This is a genomic window from Caballeronia sp. KNU42 (genome assembly GCF_053760385.1).
In genome coordinates, this window is sequence record NZ_CM132388.1 from 1 (window position 1) to 24,765 (window position 24,765).

General features: G+C 56.2%; 19 protein-coding genes and 1 pseudogene. 12 read left to right on the plus strand and 8 right to left on the minus strand.

Annotated features, from left to right (window positions below):
- Positions 1–280: 280 nt before the first annotated feature.
- The 6 genes from ACSOSP_RS00005 to ACSOSP_RS00030 all read left to right on the plus strand — a co-directional run bounded on the left by ACSOSP_RS00005 (position 281) and on the right by ACSOSP_RS00030 (position 7,874).
- Entirely contained in the window at positions 281–1,630 is a 1,350-nt protein-coding gene (locus ACSOSP_RS00005) for a Vgb family protein (RefSeq protein WP_455308861.1), read from the plus strand.
- A 528-nt stretch (positions 1,631–2,158) separates the two neighbouring features.
- On the plus strand, positions 2,159–2,677 hold the full coding sequence (locus ACSOSP_RS00010; protein ID WP_455308862.1) for a hypothetical protein: 519 nt from the start codon (positions 2,159–2,161) through the stop codon (positions 2,675–2,677).
- Positions 2,674–3,021: a hypothetical protein gene (locus ACSOSP_RS00015; protein WP_455308863.1), complete on the plus strand. Its 348-nt coding sequence runs from the start codon at positions 2,674–2,676 to the stop codon at positions 3,019–3,021. Before ACSOSP_RS00010 ends, ACSOSP_RS00015 begins: the two co-directional genes overlap by 4 nt.
- Positions 3,022–3,036: 15 nt before the next feature.
- Entirely contained in the window at positions 3,037–3,444 is a 408-nt protein-coding gene (locus ACSOSP_RS00020) for a hypothetical protein (RefSeq protein WP_455308864.1), read from the plus strand.
- A 664-nt stretch (positions 3,445–4,108) separates the two neighbouring features.
- Positions 4,109–4,342: a hypothetical protein gene (locus ACSOSP_RS00025; protein WP_455308865.1), complete on the plus strand. Its 234-nt coding sequence runs from the start codon at positions 4,109–4,111 to the stop codon at positions 4,340–4,342.
- A 2,929-nt stretch (positions 4,343–7,271) separates the two neighbouring features.
- A complete protein-coding gene (locus ACSOSP_RS00030; protein ID WP_455308866.1) occupies positions 7,272–7,874 on the plus strand; it encodes a cupin domain-containing protein in 603 nt (200 codons plus the stop codon).
- 1,368 nt (positions 7,875–9,242) lie between these two features.
- Here ACSOSP_RS00030 and ACSOSP_RS00035 read toward each other — a convergent pair.
- The 3 genes from ACSOSP_RS00035 to ACSOSP_RS00045 all read right to left on the minus strand — a co-directional run bounded on the left by ACSOSP_RS00035 (position 9,243) and on the right by ACSOSP_RS00045 (position 12,410).
- The gene (locus ACSOSP_RS00035; RefSeq protein ID WP_455308867.1) at positions 9,243–9,692 is read right to left on the minus strand and encodes a hypothetical protein; all 450 of its coding nucleotides are present in this window, start codon (positions 9,690–9,692) and stop codon (positions 9,243–9,245) included.
- Between the two features lie 1,222 nt (positions 9,693–10,914).
- Positions 10,915–11,703, minus strand: coding sequence for a hypothetical protein (locus tag ACSOSP_RS00040; protein WP_455308868.1), 789 nt, complete (start codon positions 11,701–11,703; stop codon positions 10,915–10,917).
- 134 nt (positions 11,704–11,837) lie between these two features.
- Positions 11,838–12,410, minus strand: a complete 573-nt coding sequence (locus tag ACSOSP_RS00045) for a hypothetical protein (protein ID WP_455308869.1) — start codon at positions 12,408–12,410, stop codon at positions 11,838–11,840.
- 861 nt (positions 12,411–13,271) lie between these two features.
- Here ACSOSP_RS00045 and ACSOSP_RS00050 point away from each other — a divergent pair.
- Positions 13,272–14,231 (plus strand): SOS response-associated peptidase family protein, encoded by a 960-nt coding sequence (locus ACSOSP_RS00050; RefSeq protein WP_455308870.1) that lies wholly within the window; start codon positions 13,272–13,274, stop codon positions 14,229–14,231.
- A 679-nt stretch (positions 14,232–14,910) separates the two neighbouring features.
- Positions 14,911–15,465, plus strand: a complete 555-nt coding sequence (locus tag ACSOSP_RS00055; RefSeq protein WP_455308871.1) for a hypothetical protein — start codon at positions 14,911–14,913, stop codon at positions 15,463–15,465.
- 422 nt (positions 15,466–15,887) lie between these two features.
- Here ACSOSP_RS00055 and ACSOSP_RS00060 read toward each other — a convergent pair.
- A pseudogene (locus ACSOSP_RS00060) lies at positions 15,888–16,624 on the minus strand (IS30 family transposase); the annotation flags it as partial.
- Positions 16,625–16,811: 187 nt separating this feature from the next.
- On the opposite strand from ACSOSP_RS00060, the gene ACSOSP_RS00065 reads away from it, so the two are divergent.
- The gene (locus ACSOSP_RS00065; protein ID WP_455308872.1) at positions 16,812–17,510 is read left to right on the plus strand and encodes a hypothetical protein; all 699 of its coding nucleotides are present in this window, start codon (positions 16,812–16,814) and stop codon (positions 17,508–17,510) included.
- Positions 17,511–17,615: 105 nt separating this feature from the next.
- On the opposite strand, the gene ACSOSP_RS00070 is transcribed toward ACSOSP_RS00065, so the two are convergent.
- The 3 genes from ACSOSP_RS00070 to ACSOSP_RS00080 all read right to left on the minus strand — a co-directional run bounded on the left by ACSOSP_RS00070 (position 17,616) and on the right by ACSOSP_RS00080 (position 21,910).
- Positions 17,616–19,538: a PAS domain S-box protein gene (locus ACSOSP_RS00070; protein WP_455308873.1), complete on the minus strand. Its 1,923-nt coding sequence runs from the start codon at positions 19,536–19,538 to the stop codon at positions 17,616–17,618.
- Between the two features lie 443 nt (positions 19,539–19,981).
- Complete coding sequence (locus ACSOSP_RS00075; protein WP_455308874.1) at positions 19,982–21,181, minus strand: GGDEF domain-containing protein; 1,200 nt, start codon at positions 21,179–21,181, stop codon at positions 19,982–19,984.
- Positions 21,182–21,625: 444 nt separating this feature from the next.
- On the minus strand, positions 21,626–21,910 hold the full coding sequence (locus tag ACSOSP_RS00080) for a hypothetical protein (RefSeq protein ID WP_455308875.1): 285 nt from the start codon (positions 21,908–21,910) through the stop codon (positions 21,626–21,628).
- 169 nt (positions 21,911–22,079) lie between these two features.
- On the opposite strand from ACSOSP_RS00080, the gene ACSOSP_RS00085 reads away from it, so the two are divergent.
- Together ACSOSP_RS00085 and ACSOSP_RS00090 are read left to right on the plus strand one after the other, a co-directional pair.
- Positions 22,080–22,883, plus strand: a complete 804-nt coding sequence (locus tag ACSOSP_RS00085; protein WP_455308876.1) for a bestrophin-like domain — start codon at positions 22,080–22,082, stop codon at positions 22,881–22,883.
- Between the two features lie 28 nt (positions 22,884–22,911).
- Positions 22,912–23,646 (plus strand): class I SAM-dependent methyltransferase, encoded by a 735-nt coding sequence (locus ACSOSP_RS00090; protein ID WP_455308877.1) that lies wholly within the window; start codon positions 22,912–22,914, stop codon positions 23,644–23,646.
- A gap of 43 nt (positions 23,647–23,689) precedes the next feature.
- On the opposite strand, the gene ACSOSP_RS00095 is transcribed toward ACSOSP_RS00090, so the two are convergent.
- The gene (locus ACSOSP_RS00095) at positions 23,690–23,872 is read right to left on the minus strand and encodes a rubredoxin (protein ID WP_455311040.1); all 183 of its coding nucleotides are present in this window, start codon (positions 23,870–23,872) and stop codon (positions 23,690–23,692) included.
- Between the two features lie 372 nt (positions 23,873–24,244).
- Here ACSOSP_RS00095 and ACSOSP_RS00100 point away from each other — a divergent pair, with 372 nt between their 5' ends.
- Positions 24,245–24,652 (plus strand): DUF4399 domain-containing protein, encoded by a 408-nt coding sequence (locus ACSOSP_RS00100; RefSeq protein ID WP_455308878.1) that lies wholly within the window; start codon positions 24,245–24,247, stop codon positions 24,650–24,652.
- Positions 24,653–24,765 lie beyond the last annotated feature (113 nt).

Below are 24,765 nucleotides of genomic sequence, written 5' to 3' on the forward strand. Positions count from 1 at the left end.
CGCCCTCCATGAATCTGGAAACGGACGAGGTCACCGACGCGTGGTTCGCCGTTACCGCGCCCTTCTCCGGGGGAGTCATTTTTCAGACAAGAGGCAACGCTCGTCGTGCGAGCGTACGGTTGCCGATCGCCGTGTTTTATAACCACCTACTCGGTATCCCGGGGGCAATCTCACGTTGTGCGATATTGAAAATGACCTATTTTAGAAGGTAACTCGCTGGCTCTTCATTGGCCATGCTTGGATGCGACGTCTGAGGTGTAAGTCCAGAATAAGGCCTGCCATGCTCTTGCGATTAAAATTGCAGAGGGTTTTGCTTTCGTTTCTTGTCCTGATTGTGCCGGTTGGTGCGATCGCAGGCCCGCCCATTGAGGAGTTCGACGGTCTAACCGGCGGAGAACCGGTTGGTATTACATCGGGTCCAGATGGACACGTATGGTTCACCCAGGCGTTCGGCCAAGACATGATAGGCAGCATCACTACGTCGGGGACCATGGTCACCGAGATTCCCGAGCCCAATTCCCAGCCGTTTGGAATTACGGTTGGACCGGACAAGCGCATCTGGTTCACTTCGGATAGCACCAATACAATTAAAGCAATAGACCCAAACACGGGTCAGACTTCCAGTTATGCGTTAAGCATTGGCGGCGGTCCGCAAGGCATCGCAGCGGGCCCTGATGGAAACCTGTGGTATGCGGCCTCAGGCGCAATCGGTCGCATCACTCCTACTGGAATCGTGACGGAATTTCCGCTTCTAAGAGACGGTTCGGCGGCTCGGTTCATCACAGCAGGACCGGACGGAAACATGTGGTTTACCGAAGTAGCAACTGGTGAAACGGGCATAGACAACGGGATGACCGGTGCTGTTGGTGTAATTACCATGAGCGGTGTTATCCAGGAGTTTCTGTTGCCAACAGTCTTTGCTGATCCACGCGCAATCGCATGGGGTCCGGACGGCAATCTGTGGTTCACAGAACGGGCGGCGAACAAAATCGGTTTCATTGATCCAGCCACCAAGCAAATCACGGAATTTCCCATTACTAGGTCAAATGCAAGCCCCGAGGGCATTACATGGGGCCCGGACGGCAATATTTGGTTCACTGAGCGGAACGCCAACCGGATAGGCCGATTCGATGTTGCTTCCGAAAACATTACAGAGCTTCTGGTCCCGACGAACGGCGCGTCTCCTCTAGCTATTACCCTTGGCCCGGACCGCAACTTGTGGTTTACAGAGCAAAACGCTGGGAAGATCGGCAAAATATCATTCCCGTTACCGCCGCTCCCTAGTGTTGTTACGACAGCGACTATCGGGTTGGATTTGCACATCTTTTGGGGTGTCATCCAAGGTGGAGACGGTCAGACTAGCAGGGGCCCAATCTCGCCACAAGGGCCAGTTAAAGGGTGGGCGACGCTGACCGCGGTTGAGCAAGATATCGTGGTGGGTGTCGCGATAGATGCTATGGCCAGATCGATGCATAACACGACTGCAGGTGAAGCGATTCATCGGATCACAAAGCAATTTGTGGCCAAGTCAGCAACTGGCATCTCCCAACCCTCATCGACCCGTGCGGCAACGTCAAAGCGAGCACGAGTCCAAGCCCAAAAAGTGGAAAGCGAGCCGGCATCGCGGTAGGGTCGACAAAACCATTAACGCGTCGCCGCTGCCGGGATGCCAGTGCCTGCCTATCGGCCAGACTAAGAAATGCTGAAGGGTTGCAGCGGGTCGAACTGAGACGATCAAAGTCACTTTGGCCGGGGTGCTCTAAGTCGGTGAAAGTTCAGGAGGTGCAATGATAGGCGAAAGCCTTGTCTGATAAGACTTCTTCTCGTTGCTATAGCAAATCTGTAGCACGCCAAAATCGCCAAAGCATCAGAGAACTATTACGCGGGCCGGTGTAGCGCACGTTTAAGGCGACCGCAATCGGCCACTCAGAGAGATCAACCTCGAGCCATTTGGGTCGGCTCGCCGTCTATGTACGGTGCGCGCCGGTGGGTGAGGGCCGCGCACGGGCACTGAACCTGCCGCCTTGTTTTTTTGGGGAATGCAGGCATCTTAGTATCAAGTTTGCGCGCCGGATGCCGTTGACGATAGTGAGGCAGGGCTTCTAGAATTGCGACACATTGCAAGCTACTGACGCGCAAACAAAAAGGTACAACCCGAATGGTGACGGCCGCAGATACGAAAGCCGATGACGGCGGCAACGCGTTGGACGATCAGTTTTGGGCATGGGTGGTGTATGAAGCCGCTGTGCCGATTGCTATTCTACTGTTGGCATGGGGCATCGCCGACTTCGCATTTGATCTTCGACACTCTTTTTTGTCAACTTTTGGGTCGGGTGACCTCCTACCGATCGCGGCACTTGTTTTGCTTGGAACGTCAGCAGAGATGGAAAATTTTCTGATGTTTGAAAGCAGCGGGCAACGACAGCAGCGAGGTCTTTCGAAACACAGGTTTGCGCACTACGCATTGGTATTGGTCCTCGCTGTCGTGTATGGGGGCATGAAGGGAAAGGGGCTTGTGCTTTTGGACGAGGCAGATCTCTCGGCCGACAGCAGGCAAAAGCTCGAGGCGTTCGCGGTACTCTCGATTGTGCTCACTGTATTTGCATTAGTGTTAGCGTATTATTCAAAGAACAAGTTGCTTGTTTTGAAAGTTCAGCTTGCCGGAGAGCAAAAATGACCGCGTTGGTCGTGTATTTCATGAGTGCCACGCTCGGTATTGGAGTCGTTTTGATGGTTTACCGCACGTTCCGCCTTCAGGCCCAGATCCGCCGTGAGTTGATGGAGGCTCGTTTGCGAGCAGCAAAACGGCTTCTCGCCGAGTCGAATGACAAGGCTTCGCTGAGGGCCGGCCGCGGAGCAACGGATGCAGGATTCGGCGGCCGCCCGTTGTCGACGGCGGATTACGATGAACTTATTTCGGCTGTTAACTACCCCGTAGGCGATGTGTCCCCAGGGTACAGATCGGCTGCTACGCCCCCCGTCAATCGGACGGTTGGGGTCGAAAACGCGTATTGCCAATGAAAGTACTCAACTGATATGGCATCGGCAGAAGAACTGCAGGTAGCGTTAGCCAACGCACTAGCCGGGCGCGGGGCCGCCAACATCAACTTCCCGGTTCTGCCCCCTCAACCGCTTTCGCTACCAGTCGAGATGAAAATCGACCTGTTGAAGGAACGAGTCAAAGCGGCCCGTGTGAAACATCAGTTCGAGCCAGGACAAATCGTCAAGTGGAAGGATGGACTTCAAAGTCGGACTTTGCCGGCCATTGGTGAGCCAGCGATTGTGATTGAAGTACTGGAGAATCCTGTTTTCGATTCAACATCGGACGCGGGAAACCCTGCATTTCGCGAAGCTCTCGACATACGGGTTGGTTGCTTAGGAACGCAGGGTCAGATACTTATTTTCCATTTTTCAAGCTTCCGATTTGAGCCTTTTTCTGCTTGACAGTCGAGAATCGGACTTACAAGCCAGTCGCTTGACCGACCTTAAGTCCAGTTTCCCGTGCACCTACACGCAATTAACTGTTCCAAGCGTTCATTGTGCGTTCCGAGGCTCGACTCTTGCCCAACGCAGCTGCCGTCTCGTGGCGGACTTTTCGTTGGATTGGGATGTATGCGTTTCGGGCTAGGGGGAGACCACGGGTCACCGAGCTAAACGGCTTTGCAGGCCGTCGTCATCCCTGTAAATTCAATCACTTACCGGGATTAACCTCCCATATTGACCGCTCCACATATCGTAGCCGACGCAGCTCGTTGCCTTCGAAAGGCCGAAGTCGACCCTCAACCGCCGTTCGCTCGATATAGTATTGAAAGGCAGCTAACTGGGTGCTCCAGTCATCCACGCCGAGGGCGCCTTGGTGGTCGGCTCGACCTTTGCCTAGGTTCACTTATCGGTTGGCAACTCCGCCGACGGAAGCCTCCAAGGCATCCCTTTGTCCATCACCGTCTTCATTCCGGTTATGTTCGGTAGCGCACATTTCACGTTCGACAGTATTGAATTCGCCTCGCAATTGCCTAAGGTTCGACTAGTTGGCTGATCGTATTCGGTTTAACTAGGCTGAACAGGTGCGCTGACCCCACCCTTGCTAGGCGAAAATCGAGGAGTGAATATGGAAAGCGAAAACGTCAGTCGCAAAGAGATCGTCGCGGCCGTTGAAAAAGTCAGGCGTGACTCAGGCAGTGAGCATGCGCTGGGTAACGGCTGCTGTGTCATTGAGAAAGGCATAACTCAACAATGCTTTGATGACTTTACCAAGGACATGTGCGATCAGGCAGCCAATGCCTGCGGAGGGATTGGTACCTTCGCACCGGGTCAAACTTGCCGGCAACAACCGAAGAGGTAAAAGATGGCCTCTATCGCCGTAAAGCCGATCGAACCTCCTCAAGGCCTTCCCCACATTAATGGGCACTTGACACTCGTTCCCAAAGGGTTGCTCGACCGAGAAGTTCGCTGCCTGTTATCGCGAGAATTTGGTGGCTATCAAGTCCGTCGCCTGACAAGCAATCTCGATGCCGATTGCTGGTTCCGATGTTGTACGCATCCCGCAGTAACCTCATACGCGGAGGATCAGGCGTGTGGAGTTTGATAAACGGCGGAAACATGCTACACCCTTTTCGGAAAAATGCTGTGAGTTTCAAATGAAAATTGATATTGCGCGTTCGGTGCCGGCACGTAGTTTGTTAGTCCTCGCACTTGCTTCCGTCGGGGCGTTGGCTTTCGCTCGGAATTTGCCAACGGCATGCGTTACAAGGACCAACGCACGGCTCGTAGACCCTAGCCAGCCCCTCCCACCCAATTCGTGGTACATAGATTTTGTTAACAACTGTGGCGAATGTGTTCACATAACAACAGTGACCATGCAAAACGGTCAAGTGGCTGCTATCAATGGCACTTGGCACAACGTGCAGCCTGGCGAAGTACGGACGGGAATTATGGACGTTCCAACTGTCGGGAACTGGGAAGAGGTCGTGACGTCCGTTCAAACCTGCTCACAGGCAGCGCTCGCTCCTCCGGTCAGGTGACATTTCGAGCCCACGGCCCGATAGAGCGCATCGGGTTACCGTATTGATCCGATTGAAGGCAGCAATGCAAGACTCCCTCGCCCAGGACCGGCCATTCAGCAAGAACTTTCGAATCATTGAGGAAATGATTATGAAAATTGCTAGACTAGTAAAACATAGGGCCAGATTTTTTGTTCAAGCATCGTGGGCGGTCGCACTATGCGCTTGGATTTGTCTCGACGCGATGGCACAAGGTCAAAATCCCGTGCTGGTTTGTCATGCAGAACCCGGGGTTCTATCGCTGACTGCAACGATTACCAATAAAGATCCGAACCAATGGTTTCTTTGTCAAGCCGACTGTGATTTTTCGTATCCCCAAAACCCGTCATTCAAATTTCGTCTCAGCTGCATGGGATTTGTTCAATTCGGGCGAAACTTAGCGGGCAAATGGCAGGAAGTATTATTCTGTGCGAGACCACTTATTGCGGGCGAATACCAGGGCCCCAGCTCCATCCAAAGCGCCGGGACATCGTTAAAGTGCGCACCAATACATCCTCCAACCTATTGAGCTGCCTCTCATCGGAGAAATACATCTGAACTGTAGTAGCGGGAACTCCCGGAGCAAAGCAGCCGTTCCATCGACAGGTTTTCTGGTTCCCTGAACGGCGGCTCTTGGCCGACTTGCGCCGGACGAGACGCAGAGCCGAGCGATGATGCAGCTGTGATGGGTAGCGGTGCAGGCGAGGGGGCATCAGTGCGATTGCCCTAGTCTGGTCTGCTACAGAATTGCTATAGCAAGGTGGGGGACGTAGACGGGGCGGGGCTGGAGGATCTCATTCCATCCCCTGAACTATCGAGGGGGCGTTTAGGCTATTACCGCCATAGACATTGGCCGATACCACCGGTCTTGTTGTCTGATTTTGCCGCTAAATATTAGCGTGCACTTTTCTTGCGCCATCTAATATTCCTTACAAGGCTTTTGGGAATCCATTCGCACTTAGCGTCAACTCACCGACATTGACTCTTTTCCGGGTCCTTTCCGTGAGCTCGTAATGCTGAGCGGAGGGCGAGACTCGTGGTCGACCAATGCTCGCAACTACTCGCAATGCAAACCCTAGAATGGGGATAGTCGAATTACGAAGGGTTAAATTATGAAAACTATTCTTGGGATATTTATCATTGCCTCGATAGCATATTTCGGCACGTGCAAACAATCGTTCGCGGCGAGCGGAAATCCGAACGAGACCGACTGGCAGACTATTTCCGGTAATGTGTTGGTATGGCCGTTGTTTATACCGAGGGGCAAGCAGGATCTAGTAAAATTGACCGACGTTAAAGTTTATTTTGATAAACCTGGGACTGTCGATGCCACCGCTCAGATATCAATTGGGGGTAAGTATCCTTATTGCCAGCTACTTAATACACAGGGCCACAGACCGATCCTAATTCTTGTCCTTGAGACGAGCACGCAACCTGGACTGCAAGTCCCTCTTAGAGAACTTGCGGAAGGTGGTGGTGCCGAAACTGGTCTAGCGGGGCTCCCTGTCAAGATAGGGCCGGGAATGCCGATAAGGGGTTATTTGGCGTTTCAGGGTTACTGTGACTAAAAATGGTTGTGCTTCCCGATCGAGCTGCGCGCCAACTTCATCAACGATCTGCTAATGAGCACTGCGACTGGCTGTTGTGGGTCGATGCAGGCCTCAGCGACGAGGGCAGGCTCGGGGCGTCATTCGCAGTCGGCTTATCTCACCCGAGCAACGGACATTCACATGGCTATGCGCGAGTACGGAAGCAGGCTTGTCGAGCGAGAGGCACAGGCGCCGTCTACGCTAAGGCCTACGATCCCAAATATCAGCAGTTTGCGCCGAGCCCTAATATCGAAAGTTCAAGTTGGTTCGCCCCTTACGCAGGCAATCGGGAGCGGTCAACGCGGTCTGTCACGCAGCCCGAACTCAAGGGCATCTCTGCATTCGACGGCGAATGCGGGGACCACCCTGACTTACCCCCTGCAGTTGGCCAATGGTCTCAATTAGGCGCTACATTCACGGCTTCAGGCAGAAATCGCGTGCCTCGCTACCAACGTTATGCCGTTCGATTTCATCCCCGCCGATACCGAGGCCGGCCATGCAGTGGATCCGATAGGCCCGGCCGCGGATCTCACGCAGGCGCGCGCACTCGCCGCGACGAAAAGCTGCGCTTTTGTTTGCCCGTTAGCTTAGTCGTTACGCGTTGCGGCTGCGCACTCAGCCGCTCAACTGGAGGAGAGTAGTCATGGCCACGAGAAAAAAGTCGCAGCAACAGCTTAATCTGAACGAAAGCGAACGAGCGCTCCTATTCATGGTCACGTCCCGAAATAAGAAGTCCTTCGATGCGAGCAGGACTGACATCACGGAGGAGGAACTCAAGGGCCTCAATTTTGTGCGGGAGAACTGGACTCAGGAAGAGATACAACAAAAAGGTTTAGCGAAGGAAGGAGTCGTCACAAGTTTCGACGAAGTTTCGAAGAAAGCAGAATCTGAACTAGCAGTTGACGCGCCATTTGCAGACGGCATACAAAAATGGCAGTTGCCAATAGACTTGCCGGGCTTTCGCGTAGTGATGACTCGATTCCCGCCCGGTACGGTTGTCAAGGCACATGAACACCCGAGCATCCCTGGCTTCAGTGCATGCGGGCAACTGCGTGTAGTTGTAAAAGGCTCAATAACATACGACGGCAAAGCCTATGGACCCGGCGACTGGTTCTACATTCCCAACGGCGTTGCGTACTCGTTTACAACTGATCCGAATGAAGAAACGCAGGAGAACTACTTTTATCAGTACAACGGTATTGCGCGGCAACCTCTGCGATTCTCGAATTTTAGCTTAAACCCCTAGTAACCTCTGTCGTCAAGACGGGGTGCCTAACCTTTCCATCAAGCGGACGCGCCTTCGGCGCGCCGCTCATGTCAAACGCTAGACAATTGGTATGCAAAGACTATCGCTAATGAGCATTCGCTTTTGGCCGGTCGTCGTCTCCGGATCCCTGCACAAACGCCGGCCCGGGTAAGAGCCTTGCTGATACTGTTGGAGATTTTTGCGTGCTACAGTTTTGCCATAGCAGCGAGCAGAAGTGTTGTCTGATAAGGCTCTCGCCTATCATGCCACCTCCTGAACTACCTCACTTCAAGCAGGCGGGCTAAAGTGACTTTGACCGTCCGTACTCGACCCATTGCCGACGGTCGGGTCGTCGCGGTCTCAACGGCCGGTATGAGAGCCGAACGGACGTACCGCGCCTTCATCTATGGGCTCGTCTTTGCTGACATTGAGGCAGGGTCTGGTCAACGTAAGCAGCCAGGCGGATAGCTGACCTTGACGGCGTTGGGTGGCCACCGCGACCGACTGCACGGCCGAACTCACAGTCACTCACAACCCTTGAAGGTCGTTCGAGAGCCGAGGCCTTCAAAGGCAGCTTTTCAGCAGTCCGGTCATCGTTTGTGCGAGGCAATAGCTCGCCAAGCCCGAAGACGCCGTCGAATATAGCATGGCCGGTCAGATCTCGAATGAGTCAGCGGGCCAAATATCTAGCAACCCGATATGAAATTCAGCCGGTCTTAAAGACGCGGTAGTCTTACCACAAATGCTGTAGGAACTGGCTCTGCTGCACGGCAAGAAGGTCATCCAGAAAGCCGCGGTTTGCAAAAACATTTCCTCAGCCTTGCGTGGCAGTGCCGGGGAGAAATCGCGGGTTCGGCTCGACCTTGAGCCCCGTCTTCATCGGCCGGCGGCGGGAGGAAGCTTGCCATGCTCGGGCTATGCGTGTGAGACAGACGCAAAACAGCGGCGAATCGCAAAGCTGATTTGAATCAAATGGTCGGCGGGGCCGGACTGACACTGCCACCAGTTACTGACCACAGAAATTACTGCATGGCCTGCCCGTGCTTGAATAACCTCTATTGATCAGACACATCGCCATGGAGCGGTCTCTATCTGAGTAGTTCTGAAGGTCCTGTGTGAAGTGCCCACAATCATTGAAATCAGTGTTGTATTGGGCAAGGCAGTTACCGCAACTCGTATTCTGCGCCGCTGGGTAGATCTGGTAAACAGGAACCGGGTTGCTTTGATAAACCGGCGCCGGATTGGTTTGATACTGCTGCTGATACGGCACGTAATAATACGCACGGTATGGATAGTACGTGGGATAGGTCGTGCACGAACCCAGCATGCCGACCATTGGGAGAGTGACGAAGAGTGTTAGTAGGCGATTCATCTTGTGGCGAATTTTGCGCCCATATAGGCAACGTCATTCGATGTGTAGCCGTGATCATGCAGGCAATCGACTCGCTGCAGTCGCATTGCAATGGGATTGACTTCGCCTCGCTGCAAGACGCCGTACGTACATTGGACTAGATTCTTTTGCGCATTAGCGTCGAAATCGCTTACGTCTTGCGGCGACCGAATATTGTTTTTATACACGAACTCTCGAAGGTTCAGCGTGGCGCCCTGCGGCGCCATTGGATTTGGCGCGACGGCGGCTTCCGCCTCGTTGATAGGCGTGATTTTCGACACTAGTCCGACCAGTGTTACCAGCGCGTCCAGTGTGGGACTGCCGGGAATTTTTGGTGGCGAACCCATATCTCTATGATCAAAGGAAAACCAAATCCAGACGATCAGGGAGATTATGCCAATGACAGTTGCCGGCTTTTGCTGATCCATTTCGATGTTCCAACCTGCAATAAATTGACGACGAGCCAAGAGTCACGTATCAAGGAATACGAAACAAGTGTAGGTTAACCGACGTACAAAAAAAAGTGCTCCCTGCGGATGGGGGATATTGGCCACACGTACTTTTCATTGCTATTAGCGAGAGAAGTGGATCGCCTTTCTATCACGCTTCGGACTGGCACGCACCGCCGGCGACGTGCGTCCGGCTTGTTGCGCGCTAGGTACCCTTCTTAAGTGGGGCGTTGCACGGCGGTTCAAAACTGTTCGACACGTACCTCGGGTGATAAAGAAACCCTTCATGAACCTTTCGTGCGTTAGCGCACGCTTACACGGATTAAGCATCCCACGGCCGGAAGCGGATTTTGCACGAGGAAGACCCTCTTATTGTCGAATCGATTATCGCGAATAATAGTCGAGTTGAAAAAGGGCACGTAGATCGAAAGACAAAATTCTAAATCGCAGAAAATTATATAAGGACGGCGGGACGAAATTTGACTGTGTCGAAGAGTTTTGCGATTATTCTGGAGCCATAAGCGCTGCCTCTACATCTGCAATCTCTTCGATCGATCACAGTATCGACGTGCGTTACGAAGCAATTTTCGATTTTGTCGCGTGCGCAATATCTAAATATGCCAAGCATCTGATTCCGGCACCTTATCTAGTAAGTGAGAAAGCTTTTTTTGAATTGGGCGAATAAAACTGTCGCCAAAGCACGCCTTAGCGCTCGATGTAACTTTCGACGGCGGCAATCCAAATTGCGGAAGCAGAATGCAGCCATCGAATTCTGATGAGAAGATCATGCGCGAAAAAATTGGAGGTCTACGAATTGTCGCTGCAAAAAAATGCAATCTAAACTATTGCATCTGCGCGTTGCGTTTTTAGTATTCGATTACTCAATTCGTTGGTTCGTAGATGCAGACCCCATCACAGCACGCGGTTTTTTCGAATGTAAGGAAACCGTGAATTACACGCTCATTGCAACGCCGTTGAACGAACCAAAGATAGAGGTGCTTCCATATAACATCCGGCATATTTCGGAGTCGATCAGTCGTTCGAATGACGGATGTACGTGCTGGATGAGCGGCAGATATTGGCCGGGTGCCGCCTCATGCGATGGGCATGCGCGGCTTGAACCTCGCGAAGCTGCGATCGGCAGCGCGCGACCCCAACGCTGCCATTCATCTCGCCGCAATCCCAGCGGCCGCTCTTACGACTAAAGCAGCGTAGGACCGCATACCTTTTGAACCTCGGACAACACATCGCCCAATTTGGTTTGCGTTTGTGCCTCACTATCGAAATCGTTTTTTGGGTCTGGCCGAACAAGCAAATGAAACAATGTAACGCAGCGAGTCAGCCGGCCTATGCGGTCGTCGGCGGAGAGTTCGGGAAATCCCTTGAGTTGCAGCGTACAGACAATTCTCTTCTTTGCGCCGATACCGGGGACGCTCTCCACCGCGCCCTTTTCGAGGCAGGCATCCAGTGTGAGTGCTCCCATTGATATTTCTTCGAGTATCACCACTGTCGCGTCACCGCCGCGATTGCCTGGCATACGCTGCCTGACGTTCGGCAGGTCACCGAAAGCCTTCAACTGCCATCTTTCGTTCGCTTCGTTGTATGCAGCCTGAGCGGCTGTCAATTGATCGGCTGGTCCACCGGCCTCCTTTAGGGCAAGCAGGTGTGTGGCTGCCGAACCATATTGCTGGAATGCAAGAGAAATATCGTCAACCATTCCACGCAATTCGTCCATGCTCCTGACAGTAGCCTCACGCTCACGCTGCCTTTCCTGGTAGGCGGCAGTGAGCCAACTCCCTATGCCGATGGAAAGCGCGGAAGTCAGCAGGAGCAGCACGATGGGATGCCGGAAAATCGGATCGAGAAATTTCCCCCACGTGACCCACCATCCGGCTTGTTGGACCGGTGACGGCTCCGGTGTACCCGCTATGTCGAAGCCGATTTTCTTTAGGTACGTCGGCACTTTTAGCGAATTCTTGTTTTTTGGCATTCGCGGATCCAGGAACGCTCCGACCGGAAATGTTTCCAGTGTAGCGGGCGTGTCGCATCCATGCGAGAGGATGTCCGGATGGCTGTACTGCAGCGTAGCCGACGCTCGAATGTCCGCCTGAGACCAGCCCCGGTCTAGTCTAGTTGACTGTGAAAACAATGGCTAATCAAGTCCGGTATGGTTTCGAACGTGCGCCGCAGCATCGCCGTTACGTCGCCGTTCTGCAGCTTGTAGTCGTCGGTGGCGTGCGCGAGCCGTTGCCCAGCAAAATCACAGGTGCCAATCCACGCACGCCGCACAACCTCGGGGTCCGGACTGTAGTCAACGATTGACGGCTCAAGCCTTCGTAGGAATGTACCGTCTGCACGTTGATAGCATTCGATCCCGATATCGCTCGGCCTACGCTCTTTGTCGGTGATGGTTTCCAGGCGTGACGGTGAGCCTTTGCTTTTCAGCCCCACGAATTCCAAAAGGAACCGCGAATGTATAGTGCCCATGCACCAAATCGGTTGTGTGTAGCTTAGAAGCGTCTCGCGCTGCACCTCCGGGTTAGGGCCTTCGATATGGATCTCTACAGGCGTAAACAGGTCGTGCTTCCCGCCCAAATCCAGTGCCGATAAACCGGCCATCACTCCCCTAACGTGAAAAGGGATGATCGTGTGCCGCATATGCAGCAATCGGTGTTCTTTTGTCAGTTGCTCGGCCATAGTCGGACTGTCGTTGTCAGCGTCAGCCAATGATACTGGCAGACCAACATTACCCAGCATATCGAACCCCTAAAACCAGGCTGATGGGCGGTGGATATTCGCTTGAGCCTCATGGGTGTCTGGCGCGATCCGTCGCAGCCATGAATCGAAGAAACGGGTGCGCTCGGCTACTGCATTCGGTTAGTGGAATCGAAGTCGGCTGCTCGCAGTCGAGGGCGTTGTTCGCTCACTCGACACCGCGCACGCTAATGAGCGTGGACGATTCTGCTTCGCCCGTCGACTGGCCGCTGGCCGACTTGCGCCGGACGAGACGCGGAGCCGAGCGATGATGCAGCTGTGATGGGTCGCGGTTCAGGCTAGGGGGCATCAGTGCGATTGCCCTAGCCTGGTCTGCTACAGAATTGCTATAACAAGGTGCGGGACGTAGACGGGGCGGGGCTCGAGGATCTCATTCCATCCCCTGAACTACGGGGAGATGGATATTTCAGCGGGCGGCCCCAAGCCTTGTGGATATCGGCTTTGGCCTTGCCCCAGGTACGCTTTCGGCTGATTTGCTTCTTCCTAAACGAAGCACCGTGACGCACTGTGAACTTGGGTATTTCTCGAACTCGCCGCTGCACAACGGTTTCGAGGCAAAGACTACGGCGTCGATTTTACCCATCGCCGAAGGCTGACGAGTATAGATCTGACGCAGCGGGCAGAGTATATCAAAGACGTTTAAATCGAAAGTGCGGCTCTGGCGTGGGCACGCGGCATTCGCTCGAAACGCGGGTGTCGCCCGATCGTCCGGTAGATTGCGGAGTGACAACAGGTTGCGGAACGCTCCATCATGCGATGACGATTCCAATGTGAGGTCGCACTATGTGCTATTCGGCGCAGATCGTGGCGGACTACCGCAAGTACGTAAAGATGTTCGGTCCTGACATCGATATCAGGGAGTTCGCGCGGCTCTACTGGGAGCGCGTCGAGGGTAGCGGCGCGAAGATTCCCAAGCGCATGGATGAGGCCTTCACGAATCCGGAAACAGAAGAGGAGCGCGGCATCAAGGAACTGATCGAGCGGTATGACGCAACTCAGATAACGACCCTCGAACAGGAGCTGTTCAAACAACGCACCCGGCTCGCTGACGCAGAACGCATCCTGCAGACCAAAACCACCAAGGCGGCCGTCGAGAGCAAACGGATTGCCACTGCCAAGATTGACGGCACGCTGCGCCGGCTCGACGACCTTCGGCGAACTGAACCGGAGGACCGCGATTCCCGGATCTTCCCCGGCCAATACGCTCCCGTCATGGTGATGGAGAATGGCCGGCGTGTGATTAAACCAATGCGCTATCAATGTCGGCCGGCAGGCAAGCCCGCGATCTACGATGTGAAGTACCCTGGAACCTACAGCGCGCGGCGGGACAATCTGGAGGGCTTCTGGAAGGGGCTTTTCGGTTACACGCACGGCCTGATGCTAGTGACTGCATTCTATGAAAACGTGAGTCGATTTCGACTCGAAAATCGCGTGCCGCTTGAGGGCGAGAAAGATGAAAACGTGGTCCTGGAGTTCAGGCCCAACCCGCCCCAAGAAATGCTGATTGCGTGCCTGTGGTCACACTGGAAGGGGAAGGGCGAGCCTGACTTGCTGTCGTTCGCGGTCATCACAGACGACCCGCCGCAGGAGATAGCACTTGCCGGCCACGACCGATGCATCATCCCGATCAAGCCCGAGCACATCGACGCATGGCTCAATCCGGACCCTGCGGACCTCGCGGCGCAGCACGCTATTCTCGATGACCGCAACCGGCCGTATTACGAGTATCGAATGGCGGCCTGAACTAGATCACAGGCATGTTGCGAATGGATTTATCCAGATGAGCGTTGTCCGCCAGTGGTGTGGAAGCAAGTCGCCGGACCAACAGGCGAATGCATCAAGGTCAACGGGAGCTGCTAATCCATTTGATGTGCCCTGCAATCCGCTTTTTCGTCGAACGCTATGAGCCCCATGAACTAATTTTGGGGCGCCGATCAAGGGTGCCCCACTTCCCCAGTTCACCGTTCGATCGGGTTCGACCATTTTCGGCCGTCCGAATGCCCGAGAGAGCGGTCCCTAATCGAAGTTCAAACGGACGTTGAACCCTGATACATCACAGGTCGCTAATCCTGTCAGGCCTTTCCATCCCCCTCGTACCACTCCGCCGTTCTCCACCTTGCTACGGGTGTTTTGAAAAATTCTTGTGCAGCGGGCAACCTCAAGTTTCTCGCTAACCCTCCGATAAAGCATGAACTGACGATTTATCCGTAATACCTTTTAAATGAAATGACTCATGCGATTCACGTCGAAACTTTTGAATATTAGTGCGCTCGCGGCGCTCGCGGGCTGCGCGGCGGCGCCACACCCCGAGGTTGATGCCGGAAAATTCCGTGCTATTCACACAGTGACGGTAGTCGATCCCGGGAAGGCCGCATACAGTGGCGGGCGCGCTCAGACGCCCCTTCTGTTTGCCGGCGGCAGCGTGATCAGTGCGGCAGTCACGGGTGCGGTAACTGGCCTCGCGAATGCGAGCAGCGCCAAGTACGATCCGCGCACGTTTGATGATCTTGTCACGGCAAAATTAGGCGACACGAAACTGAACCGTCGATTTACTGACGGTATTGAAGCGGCACTGCGTGCCCACGGCTATGTTGTCAGGGAAGTCGACGCTTCCACACCCACGCTACCCACATTTTCGCGTGACGAGCATAACCAGTGGCAGTGGCATGCAGGCGGCCCGGTCTATCGAGATAGCGACGCGGTACTCTTGATTCGTGTGTCGCCGCTGTACAACTCCGGGGGGCCGATGAGCGCTTATTCGCGTCTGGTTGTCGGCGAAATCGTCATGTTCGCTGGCGATACGCACGAAGCGGTTTTTCGACAACCCGTCCATTGGCAGAAGGCTGTCGACCCGTATAGTTACCACACGATTGATGCGATCGAAGCCGATCTTCCACACGCAATCAGCGGGCTCGATGAAAGCGTGATGGCGCAAGTGGACCTCTTTGATAAATCGTTAGACAGTATCCGGCACTGACGTCGTTAGTCGAACTGGAGGTTGCAGACGCTTTGGAGCAGGCAACCCACTCTCCGGGACCGTGATTCCTGATGTCCTCAAGTTCTCTGGAATTCGTGAGTCGATGGTCAGCTCCAGACGTTCGTGAGGCTGCCCCGACGCACGAACCGGACGTTGGGCAGGCGTGTCGACGGTTCGCTCAGTGGCCGATTTCCGCCGGACGAGACGTTGAGTCGAGGGATGTTTTACCTTGGGATGCGCCGCCATTCAGGTTAGGGACATTGGTGCGATTGCCCTAATCCGGTTGGCTACAGAGTTGCCACAGCAACACGGAAGACGTAGGCGGGGCAGGGCTCTCGGATCCCATTCCACCCCCTGAACAGCCCCGCCTCAGGCAGGCAGCCGAAAGTGACTTTGATCGTCCGCACTCGACGGTGGATTGAACCGCTAGACGCAATCGTTTGCGAGAATGCTTCTGCTGGTGTTTCGTAGTCCAAGGTTTCTCTCAGACGCTCTTTCAATCGTCTCGCCACGGCATTGAGTTCGGCCTGTGCATGGTGCCCTTTGGCAAATACTGCCCTCAATAGCCCGTTCGTATTTTCGTTGGATCCGCGTTGCCATGGCTGCTGGGCATCGCAGAAATAAACCTTGATATCGGTGGCCGCGGTGAAACGTTTGCGCCCGGCCATTTCCGTTCCCCGATCCCATGCCAGTGACTTATAGGGTGCCTGCGGTAATTTGTACGGATTCCTGATCGGTGCATTGATGACCGTCTCGCTAGCCTCGCCGGAGACCTTAACCAGCATGACGTAGCGTGTTTGGCGTTCTACGTCTGCCGCAATCTGGCCGCTGCCACTACCGCACAGAAAATCACCTTCCCAGTGGCCCGCTGCCGCGCGGTCTGCAACTGCAAGGGGCGTTCGCTGCTCGATACCGTGTTACGAATCCTGCCATCTTCTGCGTCTGATAGCGCGAACGGCGCATAGCCCAAGTACGCCACCAGTGCTCCGGCAATTTCTTCTTCAGACCACCAAGCGTCTGTATGAAGAGAACGCGATAGACGGTCTCGCGGTAGTCCTCATTGTCCGGGTACGCGCTTGTGCTATCCGGCGATCTGCTGCGGCGAACACAGCAGCAAATTGCCTGCCACGCGGTGCGCCAGCATCCCGTGTTCAATCATGTCATCTGTGCGAATTCGTACGGAAGACTACACAATTTTCCGTCAAGGTTCGTAAGACGCGTATGAACTCGAATTTCGCTGTCAAAACAATACTAAGAGAAAAGAGATGACCGCTTTGAATGACGGGTTTCCGCTCGACGGATTCTTACCGGTGAGCGTCGAGAGCGCGCAAGCGCTGGCCGAATCAATGGACGATTCCGGCGTAGGGATACTGCATGATGTCGTGCCGGAAGCGATTCTCACGCAGATGCGCAGCTTCGTCGCCCAGCAGATTGAGCTGCATGGCGGCCAATATTTCGGCCTTGAAGGCGAGGCATGGATCGCCGATACCTGCCTCAATCCGTTATTTGAGGACGCCAGCTTTCGCGCGCTATTGCGATCTCTTTACGAACGCAAGATGCGCGCATCGCCGCCCAGCGACCGGATTTTCCCTGTCCTGCGCGGACTGACCGGCACGCACGGGCTGCGTCACGCGCTTAACTTTCACTACGACTCGTATGTCGTCACCGTACTGCTGCCGATTTTGATCCCCAACGGCCCGGATGAACCCCGAGGCCATCTGATCATGTTCCCGAATTTACGCGAAGCGAGGCGCTTTGCGATTGTCAACATCCTCGAAAAACTACTGCTGGAGAGACTGCTGAAGCGGATGTGGCGTTCGCCGCGCGTGCGACGATGGTTTTCGGCGAAAATCGTGCCGCTGACGCCGGGCAATCTCTACTTCTTCTGGGGCATGCGTTCATTCCACGCGAACGAGGCCTGCCTGCCATCCAGCGTACGCTGTACCGCACTGCTGCATTTCGGTGATCCGCACGAGGGCAATGTGTTCAAGGGTATCTCCCAGCGATTGCACGTAATGAGACTGCGGCGCATGGCGCGCGACTAGGCCGTTGCAAGAAGCGGCGCGACGCCGGCCTGAATAAGAGCGTCGCTGATGCTGTTGGGGACGCGCACAGCAACTTAAGGCCAGGGCTCTATATAGCGCGCGAGTTCAGCGCGCAGCCCTGAGCGCCTTGGCGAGTTCAGCCAAAAGGTACGGCTTGACGACGAAGGTGAAATCGTCAATGCGTCCGTACTGCGCGCGTAAAGCCGGAAGCGGATAGCCCGACGCCAGTATCACCTTGAGCTCGGGACGGAGTTTGCACGCGAGGCGCGCCAGTTGAATGCCGCTCATGCCCTTCGGCATGACTACGTCGGTGAAGAGGATGTCGATGTCGGAACGGCGCTCCAGGATCGCCATTGCGTCGACGCCGTTGGTCGCTGTCGCCACCTCGTAGCCTATGCTGCGAAAAAGCTGCCCCGCCGCGTCCAGCACGTCCGGCTCATCTTCCACGATCAGAACCGTATCCACGCGATCGTCAGCCGCGACGCCCCTGTCATCCGGCGCGCCTTCAACAACGGGCAAGTACATGCTGACGGTCGTGCCCTTGCCCTCCTCGCTGTCGATCACGACGTCGCCGCCGGACTGCGCAATGAAGCCGTAGACCTGGCTCAGGCCCAGCCCCGTGCCCTTGCCAATTTCCTTGGTTGTAAAGAACGGCTCGAACGCACGTGCCGCCACCGCCGGCGGCATGCCGGAGCCGGTATCGGAGACGGAGACGCGGACGTACGAGCCCGGCGCCAGATTGCCCACCTCCCCAACACCCAGATGGACACCCTCTACGATGACCTCCAGTTTTCCGCCATCGGGCATCGCATCGCGCGCGTTGACAACCAGGTTCAGCAACGCCGCCTCGAAGCGGGCGGCATCGAGCGAAACGGTTCCGGCGTCACGCGCCGGCCGTATTTTCATCTCGATGGCGGAATTTCCCGCGCGACGAAGCACCGGTTCGAAATTGCCGATCACCGCGTTCAGGTCATAATTTTCGACCATGAGCGGTTGCTGACGGGCGAAAGAAAGCAGTTGCTGGGTCATGAGCGCACCGCGATCGACGGCGCGCCGCACGGCGTCCAGTATTTTCTTGTCGGCGTAATTTTGCGTTCGCGTGGCGAGCACATCCACGCTGCTTGAGATGATCGCCAGCAGGTTATTGAAGTCGTGGGCAACGCCCCCGGTGAGCTGGCCGATCGCTTCCATTTTCTGCGATTGGAAAAGCGCCGCATTGGCCCGATCAAGGGCTTCCAATGCCTGCTTTCGTTCCGTTATATCCCGCGTGACCTTGGCGAATCCCAGCAGTTTTCCCGCCTCGTCGCGGATCGCGTCGACCACGACGTGCGCCCAAAATCGCGTTCCGTCTTTCCGGACACGCCAGCTTTCCTGTTCGAACCGCCCTTCGGTTGCAGCTGTTGCCAGCGTCTTGGCAGGCAGGCCCTTCGCCTGGTCTTCTTCGGTATAAAAGACGGCGAAATTCGAACCGACGATTTCCTCTTGCTTGTAGCCCTTGATGCGTTCGCCGCCGGCATTCCAGTTTGTGATCACGCCCGTCGGGGAGATCATGTAGATCGCGTAATCGGTCACACTCTGAACGAGCAGGCGGAACCGGTCCTCGCTTTCGCGCAATGCCTCCTGGGCCGCTTTACGCTCGGTAATGTCGCGCGTGATCTTGGCGAAGCCGATCAGCTCGCCTGAGGAATCCCAGATCGGATCGACCACGACGCTTGCCCAAAACCGCGTGCCGTCCCGTCGCACCCGCCAGCCTTCATCCTCGAATTTTCCCTGTTCGCGGGCGGTTTGTAATGCCCGGGTCGGCTTGCCCGAGCGCCGGTCCTCCTCGGTATAGAACAGGGAAAAGTGCTGGCCGATGATCTCATGCGCGGCATAGCCCTTGAACCGTTCCGCCCCGGGGTTCCAGCTGCTGACAAACCCTTCAGGGTTCAGCATGTAGATGGCGTAATCGGTGATAGCGGTCACGAGCAATTGAAAGCGCTGTTCCTCGCTCAGATCACGGATCTTTCCACACTCTTCAGATTTCATTGTTTTAGGTCCACGTGTCCGAGTGGAAATGTAATCAAAGGGTGCTGCGTCGCAAAATCGGCGCACGCTATCACCTATGAATTGGGGGCAAGGCGGCCGAGAGTTTCATATTAACCTCAAAGAACTCAGGATCTCAGCTACTGCAATAAACCATGCCTCGCAGCTTCCTTTTTGGCGCCCGCTTGCGTCAGGGCTTCTGCAATCGATCGGCAATGCTCTCGCGAACGAAGCGGATTTAAGCCGTCTTGCTCTTGCGTTCGATCAATTCCGGATTTAAAACAGCGCTTTTTTCTGACGTTTAAAACGAAGGGCGCCAGGCACGGCGCTCGAGCGGGGAAGACTCAATGGATCACGACCGTTATGCCGCTCGCACTACCTGCACTGCCACCATCGGGCGCGCCGATAACGAGGGAAGGGCCGACACGCCCCCCCGCGAAAAACGCTCAGGTCGGTTTCGGTGCGTCCTTCGTGGCGTCGGCTGTCTCGTCGCCCGTAGAGACCGCGGAGACGACGCGATTTCGTCCCATGGCCTTCGCCGAGTAGAGCGCTGCGTCGGCTCGCGCCATCAGGTTTGCCAGCATTTCACTAGCTTGATATTCGTCCACGCCGGCACTGAAGGTGCACGTCACTTCGCCGTGAAGTACAGGTAGCGTGGACGCGGCCAGATGCAGGCGCAAACTGTTCACCAGCGTGAGCGCGTCCGCCCTGGTTGTCTCAGGGAACAATATCGCGAACTCTTCTCCGCCAAGCCGCCCAAAAATGTCTCCTCGCCGGATGCCCTGCGACACGATCGATGAAAAGTGAGCGAGCGCGCGATCTCCTGCCGCGTGGCCGTGAGCGTCATTGACTGCCTTGAAGTTATCGATGTCGAGGATTGCAACCGCGAACCGGGATTTTGTGTGGTTGGCGCGCTCCCGTTGCAACTCGGCCTGCGCCATGAACTCGCGCCGCACGAGGGCGCCGGTCAACTCATCGATAGCCGCCAGGCGCTCCATCCTCTCCGCCATGCGGTCATAGGCAAGCATGAGCGCGCCGATCGAGAGACATGGCAGGGTGACTATGCCGAGCGCGAGAAACGCAATGGTCATTGGCGTTGGCTCGAGAAAGCGCGTGTGATGTTCCCAGCCAAGGCCGGCGGCGAGCCCGCGAGCAATATGAACGAGCCCGCCGGCTGCGGCGACAATCGCGACGAACTGGTAGCTGTACCCAGGTCGATGCAGCGGCCTCTTCGTATAGGTGGTCCAGGCCACCATCAGACGAACGTAGGCGAGGAAGCCGGACATCACGACAATCCGCGCATCCGCATTCGGCGAGAAAAAGCTCCAGTGGACAATGCCGACCACCAGCAGCACGAACGCCACGACCTCATGGAGCCGCGAAGGCCGAAGGCCGAAGAATAATCGGCAACCCTGCAGTACGAGGAATGCGGCGCCGGCGAAGAGGGAACTTGCGAATACGACCGCGAGCGGTGTGGGTGAACTGTCACTGAACGCCAATGCGACAAGCGCGGCCACAATCAGGAGGTTTGCACTGATCCAGCGAAACAATCCAGGTATCCTGGAGCGCACCAGCGAGCCGAATACGACTGCGCTGATCGCGCCGGACATGATTCCGACAACGTAGAGAGTGACAGAACTGAACATAGGTTTTCAGTAGGCAAGGTGACCGGAAAGATCCGCGCGAGCCGAATAGGGTTAAGCGCCTGACGCTCTCGTTTTCGCGTTGTGTGAAGGTGCTGAACGACGACGTCGAGGCTGAGATAATACGCTCTGGCACTAAATCTTCATAGAAATGCGCAGCCATCCGGCGTTTGCGCGCGCTGGCGGAGTGGCATTTGCTCGCAACGCTGAAAGCCACCGGGATTAGCCGGCGTGCTCCGCTTGAATTCTCCAGGCCGTGCACTGAGCGCAGAGCCGTTCTGGCTGGCAGCTGTTTTGATAGCTTTGGCGCGGCGTGAAGCAGGGAAGCGGGTTTACGTGAACGCTCGAATCAGGTCTGCTAAGGAAATGCTCGAGCGAGGCGGGGGAAATCCGCGGGATGACGGGCTCGGAAAGTCCGGAACCGTGAAGCAACAACCCAAAATCAACCTAAAGCGCCGACTGGTCGCCGCACACGCGAGTCGCGGCTCCACGATTGCTGCCGCGCGCAAAACCCGAGATCAGGGTCAACGCCGTTCGCAACATATCGTCGGACACTGTGCTGTCTTTTGGCCGCGCGAATGGTTTGATCGTCTTGTCGGTGCACTCATTGCCCATGGCGCGCTCGCTCGGCGGCGCCGCGCTGCGGATGACGTTATCGGCGGCGATGTTTGCGAACACGCTCCCGCTGGCTGCCAAAGCAAACGCAGCAGCCCAGTATTTCGTCCGTTTCATGCCTTCTCTCACCGGTCGATTAACAAGCAGAACTGGCGATTATCGTGGCCACCTCATGACGGGGTCAACTGAGTCATGCCGCACCCCGCCGCACCCCGCCACATTAACCCATTCGTCTGGAATAACCCGCTGCTTCATCCGATAATACAAATGTCCCCCCGCGCCCGCCATGACCGAACTCGAAACCTCTGTCGTCGTGTTCTTGTGCCTGCTCGCGGCCACGGGGCTTGGCGTGATCGTGCGCCCGCTGCTGCCCGAGGAACACAAGGCGCATGAAACCGTGCAATTGCTCAAGCTGGTGGTCGGCATGCTGGTCACGTTTGCGGCGCTCGTGCTGGGTTTGCTGACGGCATCGTCGAAAACAACATTCGATACCACCACGAACGACATCCGTGCCTATGCCGCCGCGCTGATCCAACTCAATGACACCTTGCGCGAGTACGGCCCGGATACCGACGTTCCCCGCCGGATCCTGCGCGCCTACACGGCGGCCGCGATTGCGTCCACCTGGGCGCAGGAACCGCCGCCTCCCGGCGACTATTACGAGAAAACGCTGGCGCCGGGCACCGGCACGGACAATCTGGATAGCCGCGCGCTGGGCGCCATGCTTGAACGGGCCCAACGATACACTCGCGCGTTGCAGCCGACCGATCAGTTCCACCAGAAGCTTGCTGAAGAAGCGCAAGACCGGTTTGAGCGGCTGATCCAGCAACGCTGGAAGATCGTGGAGGAGGCGCGCGGTTCGGCTTCCTCGCCGTTCGACCGGATTCTCGTCTTCTGGCTGCTCGTCATTTTTCTTTGCTTTGGACTGATCGCACCACGTAACGCGCTGGCGCTGGTTACGATCATGCTTGGGGCGTTATCGATAGCATCCACGGTGCTCGTGATCCTCGATCTCGACACACCGTTCACGGGTTCCATCCTCGTGCCCAGCCAGTCCATGCGCGACGCGCTTGCTTATCTCAGCCGCTGAAACGCTTGACTCTATGCTTGATATTCCGATGCCATCCACGCTCTACACTGACCCGCGCCTCGTCGCGCTGTACGACACGCTGAACCCCTTCGCCGCCGATACCGACTTCTACCTGGCGTTGGCTGCAGGCATGCAGCGCGTTATCGATCTCGGTTGCGGAACCGGTTTGCTCGCCTGTGAACTGGCGTCGCGGGGGCATCGGGTGATTGCGGTCGATCCCGCGCCCGAGATGTTGCACGTGGCGCGGCATAGGCCGAACGGTGATCGCGTTCAGTGGATTGAAGGCGACGCTCGCGCGCTCGCCTTGCTGCCTCCTGCCGACCTGCTGGTGATGACGGGCCACGTCGCGCAAGTTTTCCTCGATGACACCGCATTCCTCGATACCCTCAAAGCCGCCCGCTACGCGTTGCGCGAGGGCGGCACCCTGGCGTTCGAGAGCCGCAATCCGGCCGCGCGAGCGTGGGAATCCTGGACGCCCGCGCAATCACGCGGGCTGATCGACGTGAACGGAGTCGGCGAGGTGGAGGTGTGGCAGGACGACGTGAGCGGAAGCCCGGAGTCGGGCATTCGCTTTAACACGTATTATCGATTCGAGGCGACGGGCGAGACGCTGACGTCCGCGAGCGAACTGCGCTTTCGGACTCAGGACGAACTCACCGCGCAGCTCGAGGCCGCGGGGTTCCGCCACCTCATGTGGCAGGGCGACTGGGATGGAGCAGCGGTATCGGCCGCGAGCCGGGAACTCATTGTGGTCGCGCGCTGAATCGACGAATCAACGACTGCGACGACTGAATCCTGCAGCCGGATCAGAACTCGACTGCTACGAAATCGTCTTTACCGACGTCGCACAGCGGACAACGCCACGAGTCCGGGATCTCGGCGAAACGGGTTCCGGCCGCAATGCCTTCTTCCGGCAAGCCGTCTTCTTCGTTGTATATCCAGCCACAAATCAGGCAAACCCAGCTTTTATATTCTAAAACTTCACTCACGACAGACTCTTTCTTCTCGTTCGACAAAACATCGTTAAATATTCGACTCGGCGGCTGAATGCCCGAAAGTTCGCCTTTCGGGGTGCACCGCGCGGGGTCGCCGAAACACTCGGCGACCCGCATAGTACCGGAATGTCGGAACGGGTTCATCGAAGTGAAGCAGCTCCGGGCGGGGCAGAAACACGGATCTGCGTGATTTCTTATGCTCGGTGTATCCTCTCCCCGGCGGTTTTTGAGTCCCTTGCGTGTCGTCTGGAAGATCGCGCTGCGTCGGACCAATCGCAGCGAGCGTTACGCCACGCGTGTCGCACGAAACCGTTTTGGCCTGCCGGGTAGTTGATCCGGCAGCCGCATTCTTCAGGGAGCAAAAAAATGATGTTCAAGAAACTGTTGTCGGGAGCGGTGTTGTCGAGCGTTTTCCTTGTGGCCGTTGCGGCGCACGCGCAGCAAGCCCGGGTGTTTTTCGTCGAACCGAAAGACGGCGCCACCGTCACAAGCCCGGTGCATGTGGTCTTCGGCCTGGAAGGCATGGCGCTCGCGCCGGCCGGCGATCTGGACCCGCAAAAAGGCCACCACCATTTGCTGATCGACGCAGGCCCGATGCAAAAGGGTCTCGTGATCCCAATGAACGATAAATCGCTGCATTTCGGCAAGATGCAGACGGAAGCGGACGTGAAGCTGCCCCCGGGCGATCACACGCTGACGTTGCAATTCGGCGACGGCGCCCACCAGTCGTTTGGACCGGAAATGAGCCAGACGATCAAGATCCACGTGAAATAACGATCTTCGTGCCGGATTTCACCGGTCGCCGCCAGGCGGCTCTGTGCCTGGCGCCAATCTCAAAAACGCGGCGCTGCCGCGTTTTTTTGCGACTTATTTTGCGACTTATCATG